A 13,009-nucleotide genomic window follows, 5' to 3' on the forward strand; every position below is an offset into this window, starting at 1 on the left:
CGGTGTCCCGCGGGGCCCGGGCCGTTCCCCGTACCTGGGGACGGATGGCCCGACGAGTCAATTCATACCTTTTGATCCTAATATGAGCCAATTAGCCGGTGTCGTGCTCGGGGGGTTCGGGAGGTAGCGGTATGTCCACCCTCACCGTGTGGAAGTTCCGGACCGCGGACGCGGCGGAGAACGTCGAGGCGGCGCTCACGTCCCTGCAGAAGGAGGGACTGATCAAAATCATCGACGCGGCGGTGGTCAGCTGGCCCGCCGGACGCACCAAACCCCGCACCCGGCAACTCCGCAGCCTGGTCGGCGCAGGGGCCCTCGGCGGCACGTTCTGGGGACTGCTCTTCGGGCTGCTCTTCCTGATGCCGCTGCTCGGCGCGGCCATCGGTGCCGCCGCCGGTGCGCTCGGCGGAAGACTCGCCGACGTCGGGATCGACGACGACTTCATCAACGAGGTCAAGGAGCAGGTCACGCCGGGGACTTCGGCGCTCTTCCTGCTCACCAGGGACGAGATCACCGACCGCATCGGCGCGGCGCTTCCCGGCGGAGGCGCCGAACTGCTCCACAGCAACCTGGATGCCGCGAGTGAGGAGAGGCTCCGCAGCGTCTTCGCCGAGGACGCCGAGGACGCCGAGGACGCCGAGGGTGACGGTCCCGGTGGCGGCGGCCGGTGAGTCCCGCAGATGCCGGGCCGCCCGGGGTGCCGTTGCCCTCCGACGGTGCCGGAGCGGGGGCGGCCGGAGCGGTCACCGCCGCGCTCGGTGAGCTGCGCGCACGGTTCGCCGGGATCCGGCATGGCGAAGTGGCCTCGTACATACCCGAGTTGACCCGGGCCGACCCGGATGCCTTCGGTCTCGCGCTGGTCAGCATGGACGGGCATCTCTACAGTGCCGGCGAGGCGCGCACGCCGTTCACCGTGCAGTCCGTCTCCAAGCCCTTCGTCTACGCCCTGGCCCTGGCCGAACGGGGACTGGACGAGGTGTCCGCCTGGGTCGGCGCGGAGCCCAGCGGCGAGGCGTTCAACGCCATCAACCTGGAGCACGGGACCGGCCGGCCCGCCAACGCCATGGTCAACGCGGGCGCCCTGGTGACCTCTTCGCTGGTCCCCGACACCCCGGACCGTCCGCGGTTCGAGCGCATCCTGGCGTTCCTGGGCCGGTTCGCCGGACGGGCCCTGGACGTGGACGAAGCGGTGTACCGCTCCGAGTCCGAGACGGGCGACCGCAACCGGGCGCTCGCCTACCTCATCCGCAGCGCCGGCCGGCTCCCCGTCGACCCCGTCACCGCCACCGAGACGTACTTCCGTCAGTGCGCGGTTCGGGTGACCGCCGTGGACCTCGCGGTCATGGCGGCCACCCTGGTCCACGGCGGCGTCAACCCCGTCACCGGCGACCGGGTGGTGACCGATGAGGTCGCGGCCCGGGTGCTGGCCGTCATGGCGACCTGCGGGATGTACGACGCGTCGGGGGAGTGGCTGCTACGGGTGGGGCTGCCGGCCAAGAGCGGGGTGTCGGGCGGCCTGATCGCCGCCGGGCCCGCGCGGTTCGGACTCGCCTCGTACAGCCCGCCGCTCGACGCCGCCGGGACCTCCGTGCGCGGGCGGTCCGCCTTCGCCGCCCTCTCGGAACGCCTCGGGCTCCACCTGATGCTCAACCCCGCGCTGCCCGGCTCCACCGTCACGCTCGTCACCACGGGGGAGGACCCGCCGCCCGGCAGCGGTCCGGGGGAGAGGGGGCGGGTGGCGGTCGTGGCCGCGCAGGGGGCGCTGGACTTCACCGCTGCTGAACGCGTGCTGTACGGACTCGACGAGGCCGCCTCCGGGGGTGCCCCGTCCGTGGTCCTGGACCTGCGTCAGGTGAACGGGATCGAGCCGGTGGCGTACGCGATGCTCCGTCAGGGGCTGGCCCGGCTGGAGCGGGCCGGCCACCACGTGGCCCTCGCCGACCCGGCCGGCAGGCTGGGCGCCCCGCCCGGTGGCGAAGGCGCCCCGGCCGCTGGTGACGGTCCGTCCGGCGGCGACGCCCCGCCGGACGGCGGTCCGCCGCTCGTGGATCCGCCGAGCTTCCCCTCGCGCGCCGAGGCCGTCGCGCGGTGCGCGAGGGAGGGCGACGGGCGGCGGTCCTGAACGACGACGGCCCGCCGCCCGGCCGTGCTCCGGCCATCCGGGATCGACGGATTCACCGGACGGACAGGCCTACCGGACGGACAGGCCTACCAGATCGACTCGACCCACTCCGGGTGATCGATGAACGGGTTCCGGTTGTGCTGGTACTGGGAGTAGATGACCTCGTTGCGGTTCTTCTCGAAGGCGCTCGGGGGGTCCTCCTGGCTCCACGCCTTCAGTACGGAGAGCTTGCCGATGTACGGTGCCGAGCCGTTGTTCACCTTCTCGTTGGGCTCCAGGTCGGCCCACGCGTCGTCGCCCTCGTAGCGCACCGCCATGTAGAGGATCATCCGGGCGACGTCGCCCTTGTCCGCGTCGCGGGGTTCGAAGGAGTCGGTGTCGGTGTAGTTGCCCGGAGCACCCGACACCTGGCCGCCGCCGTTGTCGAAGTCCTTGTTGTCCCGGATGGAGTTGACCTGGACGTCGGCCGGCCGCAGGTGGTGCAGATCGGTGCCGGGTCCTGTCGCCGTGCCGAAGTCGCCGTGGGACTTGGCCCAGACGTGCTCGCGGTTCCACTGGCCGACGTTTCCGCCGTTGTCGTCCTCGGGCCGGGACTCGCCGGTGTACAGCAGGATGACGTTGCCGGGGTTGGCGGGGTCCTCGTCGGTGTCCTTGAGCGCTTCCCAGACCTGGCTGTACGAGACCTTGGTCTGGCTCTTGATGATCGTGTGCAGCGCCGCCTTGAGGGCGGTGCCGGACTTGCCGAGGGCGCTCGCGTAGTAGGTGTCGTCGAGGGTGGCGGACGCGGTGGCCGAGGCGGCGGGCGCCGGGGTGTCCTTGCCGGGGGTGGCCGCGGCGGTGCCGGTGAGAACGGTGACGGCGGCGAGGGCCGCCACGAGTGGACGCGCGTAGATTATGGGGCGACGGGACATGTGGGGTGTCCTCTCCGGGACGCGAAAGGACTGCGGCCACCCTCTGGTTCGTGGGGGAGGGAGGGGGCATGGCAGCCATACGAAGGGCGATCTGCCCGGCAGCCTTCCATACGCGCCGTACCTCATGCATGAACAGAAAGTGATGGCCATGTGCAGGTCAAGTGGGGGTCGGTCCCACCGGTCACTTCCGCATCAGGCGTACCGGCGAATTCCCCAACCCTCCCGGTGAGGGTCTCGGATGCGCGTGCCGCGTCGCGGCGCGAGAATTGCCGGAAAGGACGAGGAGGCGGCATGAGCCAAGATCCCGAATCCATATACCTCACGCGTGACGCGCAGGCGATCACGCCGGAAGAGGTCACGCCGGACCGGCTGCTCCATACCGGAGCGAGCGACCGTCCCAGCGCCGAGGACCTGGTCCTCGCCTCGGGCCGGGACGTGACACCGGAGAGTCTCGAGTGGGCCCGGCGCAAAATCGCCGAGGAAGGGCGATCGGCCATCGACAAGCGACTTCCCTGAGACCACCGGGCTCCGGGGCGGGAAGCGCTCGGCGCGGCGGGTGCTCCCGCCCGGGTTAGCCTGAACGCACAATGAACTGTTTGACGACGTCACAGGGCCCCGTCGACCTGGCCCGTTTTCCTGAGCACCCGCGCGACCCCTTCCGCGCCTGGGACGCGGCCGACGAGTACCTCCTCTCCAGGCTGGAGGGACCGGCGGAGCCCGGTGCCGCCGGACCCGCCGGGCCGGTGGACCTCTCCGGCACCGTCGTGGTGGTGGGCGACCGCTGGGGCGCTCTCTCCACGGTGCTGGCCGGGGACCGGCCCGTACAGATCGCCGACTCCTATCTGGCGCAGTGCGCCACCCGCGCGAACCTCGCCCGCAACGGCATCGACCCCGAAGCGGTGCGCCTGCTGTCGTCGCGCGACACCCCGCCGGACCGGATCGACGTCCTGCTCGTACGCGTACCCAAGAGCCTCGCGTTCCTGGAGGACCAGCTCCACCGCCTCGCGCCCTCCCTCCACGAGGGCACCGTGGTCATCGGCGCGGGCATGGTCAAGGAGATCCACACCTCCACGCTCAAGCTCTTCGAGCGCATCGTCGGCCCGACCCGCACCTCGCTCGCGGTCCGCAAGGCCCGGCTGATCTTCTCGACCCCCGACCCGGCCCTGTCCCGCACGCCCAGCCCCTGGCCGCTGCGGTACGAGCTCCCCACCGACATCGGGACCGCCGCCGGCCGGACGGTCGTCAACCACGCCGGCATCTTCTGCGCCGAACGGCTCGACATCGGCACCCGCTTCTTCCTGAAGCACCTGCCCACGCGCTCCGGCCCCGACCGGGTCGTCGACCTCGGCTGCGGCAACGGAGTCGTCGGCCTCGCAGCGGCACTCGCCAACCCGGACGCCTCCGTCGTCTTCACCGACGAGTCGTACCAGGCCGTCGCCTCCGCCGAGGAGACCTTCCGGGCGGGTACGGAACCGGGCCGCGAGGCCTCGTTCCTCGTCGGAGACACGCTGGCGGACATCGAACCCGGCAGCGTGGACCTGGTCCTCACCAACCCGCCCTTCCACTCCCACCTGGCCACCACCGACGCCACCGCCCGGAACATGTTCCACGGGGCGCGCACCGCACTGCGGCAGGGCGGCGAGCTGTGGGTCGTCGGCAACCGGCACCTCGGGTACCACACGCAGCTGCGCCGGATCTTCGGCAACTGCACCACCGTCGCCGGCGACCCGAAGTTCGTGGTCCTGCGCGCCGTGAAGCGCTGACCCCCGGGCCGTGCCGGACACCGCCCGCCGGCGACGGGCATGGCCGGACACGGCCCGGGGCCCGGCGCCGGGTCACGTGGGCGGCCGGACCAGCCCCGTGCGGTAGGCCAGGGCGACGAGTTGCGCCCGGTCGCGGGAGTGCGTCTTCGCGAGCGTGCGGTGCACGTGGGTGCGTACGGTCAGTGGGCTCAGGACGAGACGGTCGGCGATCTCGTGGTTCGAGAGCCCCTCGGCGACCAGTACCGCCACCTCCCGCTCCCGGGGAGTGAGCCCCGCCAGCGCGTCCGCGTCGGCGGGCGGCGAGGGCGGCGGCGTACCGACGAACGAGGCGATCAGTGAGCGGGTCGCCGTCGGTGACAGGAGTGCCTCCCCCGCGGCCACGGTCCTGATCGCGTCGAGCAGGGTGTCGGGGTCCGCGTCCTTCCCGAGAAACCCGCTCGCCCCGGCGCGCAGTGCCCGGGCCACGTACTCGTCGGTCTCGAAGGTGGTCAGGATCAGGACCCGGGTCGGGGCCAGATCGGGGTCCGAGCAGATGACCTCGGTGGCCGCCAGTCCGTCGGTTCCCGGCATGCGGATGTCCATCAGGACCACGTCGGGGCGGTGGGCGCGCACCGCCGCGGCGGCCGCCGCGCCGTCCGACGCCTCGGCGACGACCACGAGGTCGTCCGTGGAGTCGATGAGCATGCGGAACGTCGCGCGCAGCAGGCCTTGATCGTCCGCCAGCAGTACGGTGCAGGTCACGTGGTGGGTTCCTGTTCGGGAGAAGGGCCGTTCGCGCTCAGCTCGCCCGGCAGCAGCGGGAGTTCCGCCACCACCGAGAAGCCGGTTCCCCGGCGTCCCGCGGTCAGGGTGCCGCCGACGAGCTGGGCGCGCTCGTGCATGCCGAGCAGTCCGAACCCCGAGGGTGCCCCGGCCGGTTCTTCCGGGCCCGCCGCTTCGAAGGCCCCGGCGGGGCCGTCGTCGGTGACGGTCACGACGATGCGGTCGCGGTGGTAGCGCAAGGTCACGGTAGCCGCGTCGGTGTGCGCGTGTTTGGCCGCGTTCGTCAGCGCTTCCTGGACGATCCGGTACGCGGTGAGGCCGACCCCGGACGAGACCGGGAGCGGCTGCCCCTCGGCGCGCAGGGTCACCCGGACCCCCGTGGCCGCGAACGACTCCGCGAGTGCGGGCAGGTCCGCCAGACCCGGGGCCGGTTCGAGGGGTGAATCGGTGTCACCGGCCTCCCTGAGCACCGCCACCGTCGCCTTGAGCTCCCGCAGCGCGGCCGACGTGGTTCCCGCGAGATCTTCGAGAACGCGGGTGACCCGCGGGTCCGGGTTGCGGCGGGCGAGATACGCGGCGGTGCCCGCCTGCGCGTTCGCCAGCGTCATGTGGTGGGCGACGACGTCGTGCAGATCGCGGGCGATGCGGATGCGTTCCTCGTCCACCCGGTGCCTGGCCTCCTCCTCGCGGGTCCGTTCGGCGAACACGGCTCGCGCCTCCACCGCTTCGAGGTACGCCCGGCGCAACTGGACGGCGCCTCCCATGTACGGCATCAGCAGCAGCCATGCGACCGGATTGACGGTCTGGAGCACGAAGGAGTAGTTCGCCGTGTCCTCCAGCAGCGACACGGCCACCAGCAGCACGGTGACTCCGGCCGCCCACCGGAAGGCCTCGTGCCGGTCCCCGTCCCGCGCGAAGAAGTACAGCGACACCATCAGCTGACCGAGGACCAGCGGCGTCAGCAGGAACCCCAGGGACGTGGCCACGGCCGCGGACACGGCGGTGACCACGACCGTGCCGCGCGGGTGCCGGCGGTGGGCCGGCAGGGCCAGACTTCCCACGCCGCCGAGCACCGCGCCCCAGATCCACTGGCTGCCGTCCTCCGGATGCGTGCTGGTGGCGACGCCGGCGGTGACCGTCACCGCGAACAGGCAGAGGGCGAGAACGGCATCGGCTACCGGGGTGCGCCGCCGTACGAACTTCTCCCAGCGCGTGACGAGGGGCCGAGCCTTCATCAGCGGCCTCCTTCAGATGTCCATCTCATGATGATCTCCCTCGTGAGCGGTCGCGAGCGGGCTGCCCGTATCGCGGGGACACGGGCAGCCCGCAGCCGCTACGGCCTTTCCGTCCGCCTCAGACTCCGGCGGGTTCCCGCTCCGAGGACGTTCCGGACCCGGCTTCCGCCGCCTCGGCCGGTCCGGCGAGCTTCTCGCCTTCCACGTCGACCTTCGGCAGGATCCTGGCCAGCGGCTCCGGCAGCCACCAGGCCCAGCGTCCGAGGAGGGCGAGGACCGCGGGTACGAAGGCCATCCGGACGACGAGGGCGTCGAAGAGCACGGCGATCGCCAGTCCGAACCCGATCGTCTTGACCATCGACTCGTCGGCGGTCACGAAGCCCGCGAAGACCGACATCATGATCAGCGCGGCGGCGACGACCACGCGCCCGCTGGTGCGGAAACCACTGACGACGGCCTGCTTCGGGCTCTCGCCGCGTACGTGTGACTCGCGGATACGGGAGACGAGGAAGACCTCGTAGTCCATCGCCAGGCCGAAGACGATGCCCACCAGGAAGATCGGCATCATGCTCATGATCGGTCCGGCCTGCTCCACGCCGAGCAGACCGGCGGCCCAGCCCCACTGGAAGACGGCCACCACGGCACCCAGCGCGGCCAGTACCGAGAGGAGGAAGCCGAGCGTGGCCTTCAGGGGGACGAGCACCGAGCGGAAGACCATCATCAGCAGGAGCAGGGCGAGACCCACGATGAGGATCAGATAGGGAACGAGGGCGTCCTGGATCTTCTGGGCGACGTCGATGTTGAGCGCGGTCGTCCCGGTCACCTCGAAGGTGGCTCCGGTGCCGTCCTCGATCGCGCCCCGGTCGCCGCGGATGGTGTCGACCAGCTCGACGGTGGCCTTGTCGGTGGGGCTGGTGGAGGGCACCGCCGACAGGACGGCGGTGTCACCGGCGGCGTTGAAGCGGGGCGCGGACACCGATTCCACGCCCTGCGTCCCGGCCAGGCGGTCGTGGATGCCCGCCACCGCGTTCCGCGGATCGGACGCGCCCTGGGCGTCCACGACGATGGTGAGCGGACCGTTGAAGCCGGGGCCGAAGCCCTCGGCCAGCGCGTCGTACGCCCGGCGTTCCGTGGTCGCCACGGACTTCGACTCGGCACCCGGCATGCCCAGCTGCAGATCCAGCACGGGCAGGGCGATGACGCCCAGGCCGATCACCGACGCGATCAGGACCGGCAGCGGGCGGCGGGTGACGAAGCGGGCCCAGCGGCTGCCACCGTTCTCCGCCGGCTTCGCGTGGACGGTTTCGGCGGACGCGGCGGCGACGGCGGCATCGGCCGCCCGGGCGGCGGCGCGCCGGCGGGCACGGCGCCCCTCACCCGGCGCGGCGGTACGCAGTGCCGCCTTCCTCGCCCGCCGTGCGGCCTTGCGCAGCCGGCGCGACAGCACGGTGTCCGGCCAGAAACCGAGCAGGGCGGGGACCAGGGTGAGCGCGATCAGGATGCCGACGGCGACCGCTCCCGCCGCGGCGAAGCCCATGGTGGTCAGGGTGGGAATGCCGACGACGAACAGGCCCGCGAGGGCGATGATCACGGTGAGGCCGGCGAAGACGACCGCGGAGCCGGCCGTTCCGACCGCCGTGCCGGTGGCTTCCCGGGCACCGCGGCCCTTGCCGCGCTCCTCGCGGTAGCGGGAGACGACGAACAGGGCGTAGTCGATACCGACCGCGAGGCCGAGCATGGACGCCAGCGAGCTGGTCGACGAGGAGAGGCCGAAGGTACTGGCCAGGGCGCCGATCGCCAGCACGGACACGCCGACGCCGACGACGGCGGTCAGCAGCGGCAGCCCGGCCGCCACCAGCGAACCGAACGTGATCAGCAGGACCACGGCGGCGACCAGAATGCCGATGCCTTCGGCGGGACCACCCGACTCCACCTGGCCGGCCAGTGCGTCGCCGCCCACCTCGACGGTCATCCCGCTCGCGCGGGCATCGTCGATCGCGTCCTGGACGGGGGCCTTCTCCGCGTCGGTGAGCTCGTTCGCGGTCTCCTTGAACGTCACCGTCGCGTAGGCGGTGGAGCCGTCCTCGCTGACCGCGTCCGCGGCGAACGGGCCCACGGCCGAGGCGACCGCCTCGGCACCGGCGGCTTCGGCCACCGTGTCGTCGACGACCGCCCGGTTCTCGGCGGTGGTGACGCGTTCCCCGTCCGGTGCGACGAACACGATGCGCGCGGTGGCCCCGTCCGAGGCCGCGCCGGGGAAGCGCTTCGCCATCAGGTCGTAGGCCTGCTGGGACTCGATCCCCGGCATGGTGGTGGCGGAGTCCTTGGCCTCCGGCGCGACGGCGGAACCGACGGCGGCGCCGACCAGGACCAGCCCCCACAGGGCGATCACGAGCAGCCGCCTGTGGAAGGCTCCGAGGCCAAGGCGGTGAAGGAAGCGAGCCACGGTTGCGGGCCTTCCGGTCGATGAGGTGCGGACTCCTCCACTCTCTCCGGGCTGCCGCCGACGGGCGTCGTGCGCCTGCCGTCATCCGCCCTACTGCGCTGGTGGTACGTGCCGGCCCGGTGTCGTACGGATGTACGGGCCCAGGCGTGTGATGCCGGGCCCCCGGAACCGCTCCCGGTCTCGACCAGCTCCCCGCCGTGCCCGAGGCTCACCGCGGCTGAGGCGCGGGCGGAGAGACCCCGCAGGAGTGGTTCGTCACCGTGGCGGGCCGCGGCGGCGCTTGGTGGCACTACGCAGGCGGGGCGGTGCGGTTCCTGGCGGAACTGTGCGACGGCACGGTCGAACCCTGGGGCCTGCGCACATTCGACACGGAGGTGACTCCCTGCTGAGCCACCTGCTGGGAACGTCATCACCAGGGCCCGGACGACCGCGCCTTTCGCGCCGGCCGGAGCGTGGAGCCGGGTGAGGATCCCCAGGCGGGTACCGTTCCGTTGCCACCGTTGGAACAGGCCGTGGGCGCGGCCCCACGGGCCCTCACCCGACGGCCCACGGGCCCTCACCCGACGCGTGCGTCCCACCACGGAACACCGGTCCGACCCCGGAACCGTAAGCCTGGAAGAGGGGCCAGCAGCCCCTCGGTCATGCGGAGCTCTCGGGCCGGCCGGCGGGTTCCTGGTCGTGCGGGTAGTCGCGGTGCTCGATGTAGGGCGCGGCGAGGAGCCGGAGCTGGTACTCGGCATTCCGGCCGGCCGGCCCAGCGGTCCCCAGGTACGGCACCACGGTGTCCTCCAGCAGCGCGAGACGGACCTCGGCCGTGGCGGCGGTGAAGCGAGCGTGCTTCGCGGCGTCCTCGGGTTCGACGCCGAAGCGATCGGGCTGCTTGGTCACCACATCGCCGGCGTAGCGGGCTTTCTCCAGCTCCTCGGCGAAGCGGGCGCGGACGAAGGCCGTCAGGGCGTCGGTCATGAGATGCCTCCGGCCGCGTTCTCGACGCTCACGACGGTTCCTTCGTGCAGCGGCGGGATGCCGGCCGCCTCGTGGACGGCTCCGAGCTCGGCGAGTTCCGCGCGCGCCGCTTGGCACTTCTTCTCGGTCGTGGCCATGCTCCGATGATGTCACGACCAGCCGCGTCCCTCGCGAGTGGCCGTGGGATGCGTCCCTGGGACGCCGCATCATGATGCACCCCGGTCATACGATTTCGTGGTTGCCGCCGAAGAGCCCGGCAGAGGAGACCCGTGAACGCCGTGAGCCCGTGCCCCACCGCCCACGCTGCGGGCCGGCAACCGCCGCATTGCCGCACCGTGACGGCGATCTCCAGACTCGACCCCGGGAGCGGCCCCGACCCGCACCCTCTTCCGTGACGGGCCGCCATACTGGAACGGCCGGGGGAGGGCGCGGATGCAGCGGAGCGACGGGGGCGACGGCGGACCATGGCGGAGACCAGGCTGATCCAGGGCCGGTACCAGCTGCTCGACTTGATCGGGCGCGGCGGAATGGGCGAGGTGTGGCGGGCCCGCGACGAGTCGTTGGGCCGCCAGGTCGCCGTCAAGTGCCTCAAGCCCTCCGGCCCTCCCCACGACCGCTCCTTCGCCCGTGTCCTGCGGGAGCGGTTCCGCCGCGAAGCCCGGGTGGCCGCCGCCCTCCAGCACCGGGGCGTCACCGTCGTCCACGACTTCGGTGAACACGAGGGCGTCCTCTACCTGGTGATGGAGCTCCTCGAAGGGCGCAACCTCGGTCAGCTCCTGGAGGACAACGGCCGGCGGGCCCTGCCCGTCGACGACGTGATCGACATCGCCGAACAGATGGCCGACGCCCTCGGCTACACCCACCGGCAGGGCATCGTGCACCGCGACCTCAAACCCGCCAACATCATGCGGCTCACCGACGGCACGGTGAAGATCTGCGACTTCGGCATCGCGCGCCTCGCCCAGGACACCGCCTTCACCTCCAAGCTGACCGGTACCGGCATCTCCATGGGCACCCCCCACTACATGTCGCCCGAGCAGATCGGCGGAGTCGGCGTCGACCACCGCAGCGACCTCTACTCGCTCGGCTGCGTGCTCTACGAAATCGCCACCGGAGTACCGCCGTTCGACCTGGACGACGCCTGGGGCATCCTCGTCGCCCACCGCGACACACCACCCCGTCCCCTGCGCGCCCACCGCGCCGAACTCCCCGAGTCGTTCGAGCGGACGGTGCTCGACCTGCTCGCCAAATCCCCCGAACAGCGCCCGGAGGACGCCGGCTCGCTGCGGCGGCGGATCGCCCTCGCGCGGACCGGGAACGTACGGGAGACCGGGCCCGCCGGACACCCGTACCCCGACCCGGCCCCACGCCCTGAGCTGCCACCCGCCCGCCGTGAGCCGCACCCGTCCGCCGGCTACGTACTGCCCCCGCCCGCCCTGCCCACGCCACCCCCGGACGCCGGTACGCGCCAACTGCCCGACTGGACACGCTCGATGACCACCGGCCGCAGCGCCACCGGCACGCAGCGCCGGGCCGCCGGACCGGGCGACCACGCCGCAGCCCTCACCGGCGCGTGGACGACCGGCTTCCGCCCCGCAACCCACCAGCCCGCCCCCGGAGTTCCGGCCGCCGACGCGCTGCGGTCCCTGACCGGACGCCACGAGTCCGGTCTCGCCCTCTCGCGCCTCGGACGCTGGGCCGAGGCGGAGGAGATCCACCGCGCGGTCGCGGCCGAGCGCGCCCGGCTGCTCGGGGCCGCCCACCCGGAGGTGCTCGCCAGCCGGTACGAGCGAGGCGTCTGCCTCAGCCGCACCGGGTACGACACCGAGGCGCTGGCGGAGTTCGGCCACGTCTCCGAGGGCCGGTCCAGGGCCTTCGGTCCCGACCACCCGGAGACCCTGGCGGCCCGCCAGGGGACGGCGTACGTACTGGGACGGCTCGGGCGGCACGCCGAAGCGCACCGGGCGTACGCGGCTGTGCTCGCCGCGCGCGAGCGCACGGTCGGCCCCGACCACCCGGACACCCTGAGCTGCCGCCACGACATGGCCTTCAACCTCGGCCGGCTGGGCCGCGCGGAGGAGTCGTACCGGATGTCCCGCGAGGTCGCCGACGCACGCGCCCGGGTGCTCGGCGCCGACCACCCGGACACCCTGGTGTCCCTCTTCGAAGTGGGACACGCCCTCGGCCGGACGGGGCGGTGGCAGGAGGCGCTGGACACCTGCACGCGGGTCGCCCGGGGCCGGGTCCTCGCACTGGGGGCCACCCATCCGGACACCCTCTCCACCCGCCACGAGATCGGCATCTGCCTCGGGCGCCTCGGACGGGGCGCGGAAGCGGCGGAGCTCTACCGCGCCCTCGTCCACGACCGGACGGGCGTGAGCGGGCCCGACGATCCGGAGACGCTGCGGGCCCGGCACGGGCTGGGCGTCAACCTCGGCCGTCTCGGCCACTGGGAAGAGGCGCTCGCCGAGGCGCGCACGGTGTGCGCCGCGCGGGAACGCACCCTGGGGCCCGACCACCCCGACACCCTCGTCAGCTGCCGCGAGATCGCGGTCTCGCTCGGATGGCTCGGCCGCTGGGCGGAGGCGCTCGTCCTCTACCGGAGGGTCGCCGAGGCCAGGACCCGGGTGCTCGGACCCGTCCACCCCGACGCGGTGGCAAGCCGCGACGACGAGGCCCGCTGCCGCCAGCAGCTGGACGCCGGAGCCCAGCTAGCCGAGCCCCACCGGCCCCCTGCCCCTCCCGCGACACCCCACCCCGGAGCGCCGTAGCCCCGGTGAGGGGGTGCCTCCGGGGGTACGGGT

General features: G+C 72.6%; 11 protein-coding genes. 5 read left to right on the top strand and 6 right to left on the bottom strand.

Annotated elements, in window-relative coordinates; genetic code table 11:
- The first annotated feature begins 131 nt into the window (after positions 1-131).
- Both ACWCSV_RS19745 and glsA read left to right on the top strand, forming a co-directional pair.
- On the top strand, positions 132-671 hold the full coding sequence (locus ACWCSV_RS19745; protein ID WP_451143871.1) for a DUF1269 domain-containing protein: 540 nt from the start codon (positions 132-134) through the stop codon (positions 669-671).
- A 32-nt stretch (positions 672-703) separates the two neighbouring features.
- Complete coding sequence (glsA, locus tag ACWCSV_RS19750) at positions 704-2,122, top strand: glutaminase A (RefSeq protein ID WP_451144054.1); 1,419 nt, start codon at positions 704-706, stop codon at positions 2,120-2,122.
- 86 nt (positions 2,123-2,208) lie between these two features.
- Here the strand turns inward: glsA and ACWCSV_RS19755 are convergent, their stop codons facing one another.
- Positions 2,209-3,033 carry an endonuclease I family protein gene (locus ACWCSV_RS19755; RefSeq protein ID WP_451143873.1) on the bottom strand — a complete coding sequence of 275 codons (825 nt, stop codon included), beginning with the start codon at positions 3,031-3,033 and terminating at the stop codon, positions 2,209-2,211.
- A 291-nt stretch (positions 3,034-3,324) separates the two neighbouring features.
- On the opposite strand from ACWCSV_RS19755, the gene ACWCSV_RS19760 reads away from it, so the two are divergent.
- Entirely contained in the window at positions 3,325-3,549 is a 225-nt protein-coding gene (locus tag ACWCSV_RS19760; RefSeq protein ID WP_327173923.1) for a hypothetical protein, read from the top strand.
- Between the two features lie 71 nt (positions 3,550-3,620).
- On the top strand, positions 3,621-4,796 hold the full coding sequence (locus tag ACWCSV_RS19765; protein WP_451143876.1) for a methyltransferase: 1,176 nt from the start codon (positions 3,621-3,623) through the stop codon (positions 4,794-4,796).
- A gap of 72 nt (positions 4,797-4,868) precedes the next feature.
- Here ACWCSV_RS19765 and ACWCSV_RS19770 read toward each other — a convergent pair whose 3' ends face one another.
- From ACWCSV_RS19770 to ACWCSV_RS19790, 5 genes are all read right to left on the bottom strand, one after another.
- Entirely contained in the window at positions 4,869-5,537 is a 669-nt protein-coding gene (locus ACWCSV_RS19770; RefSeq protein WP_451143878.1) for a response regulator, read from the bottom strand.
- Entirely contained in the window at positions 5,534-6,793 is a 1,260-nt protein-coding gene (locus ACWCSV_RS19775) for a sensor histidine kinase (protein WP_451143880.1), read from the bottom strand. Before ACWCSV_RS19775 ends, ACWCSV_RS19770 begins: the two co-directional genes overlap by 4 nt.
- A 118-nt stretch (positions 6,794-6,911) precedes the next feature.
- Positions 6,912-9,239 carry an MMPL family transporter gene (locus tag ACWCSV_RS19780; protein ID WP_451143882.1) on the bottom strand — a complete coding sequence of 776 codons (2,328 nt, stop codon included), beginning with the start codon at positions 9,237-9,239 and terminating at the stop codon, positions 6,912-6,914.
- A 639-nt stretch (positions 9,240-9,878) separates the two neighbouring features.
- Positions 9,879-10,205 (bottom strand): DUF6221 family protein, encoded by a 327-nt coding sequence (locus tag ACWCSV_RS19785; protein ID WP_451143884.1) that lies wholly within the window; start codon positions 10,203-10,205, stop codon positions 9,879-9,881.
- On the bottom strand, positions 10,202-10,342 hold the full coding sequence (locus ACWCSV_RS19790; RefSeq protein ID WP_451143886.1) for a hypothetical protein: 141 nt from the start codon (positions 10,340-10,342) through the stop codon (positions 10,202-10,204). Before ACWCSV_RS19790 ends, ACWCSV_RS19785 begins: the two co-directional genes overlap by 4 nt.
- A 327-nt stretch (positions 10,343-10,669) precedes the next feature.
- Between ACWCSV_RS19790 and ACWCSV_RS19795 the strand changes: the two genes are divergently transcribed.
- A complete protein-coding gene (locus tag ACWCSV_RS19795) occupies positions 10,670-12,976 on the top strand; it encodes a tetratricopeptide repeat protein (protein ID WP_451143888.1) in 2,307 nt (768 codons plus the stop codon).
- Positions 12,977-13,009 lie beyond the last annotated feature (33 nt).

The sequence above is a fragment of the Streptomyces sp. NPDC001770 genome, from assembly GCF_053596135.1.

Coding starts and splice junctions, on each gene's coding strand:
- ACWCSV_RS19745 (WP_451143871.1), top strand. CDS start 132: ATGTCCACCCTCACCGTGTGGAAGTTCCGGACCGCGGACGCGGCGGAG.
- ACWCSV_RS19755 (WP_451143873.1), bottom strand. CDS start 3,033: ATGTCCCGTCGCCCCATAATCTACGCGCGTCCACTCGTGGCGGCCCTC.
- ACWCSV_RS19760 (WP_327173923.1), top strand. CDS start 3,325: ATGAGCCAAGATCCCGAATCCATATACCTCACGCGTGACGCGCAGGCG.
- ACWCSV_RS19765 (WP_451143876.1), top strand. CDS start 3,621: ATGAACTGTTTGACGACGTCACAGGGCCCCGTCGACCTGGCCCGTTTT.
- ACWCSV_RS19775 (WP_451143880.1), bottom strand. CDS start 6,793: ATGAAGGCTCGGCCCCTCGTCACGCGCTGGGAGAAGTTCGTACGGCGG.
- ACWCSV_RS19785 (WP_451143884.1), bottom strand. CDS start 10,205: ATGACCGACGCCCTGACGGCCTTCGTCCGCGCCCGCTTCGCCGAGGAG.
- ACWCSV_RS19790 (WP_451143886.1), bottom strand. CDS start 10,342: ATGGCCACGACCGAGAAGAAGTGCCAAGCGGCGCGCGCGGAACTCGCC.
- ACWCSV_RS19795 (WP_451143888.1), top strand. CDS start 10,670: ATGGCGGAGACCAGGCTGATCCAGGGCCGGTACCAGCTGCTCGACTTG.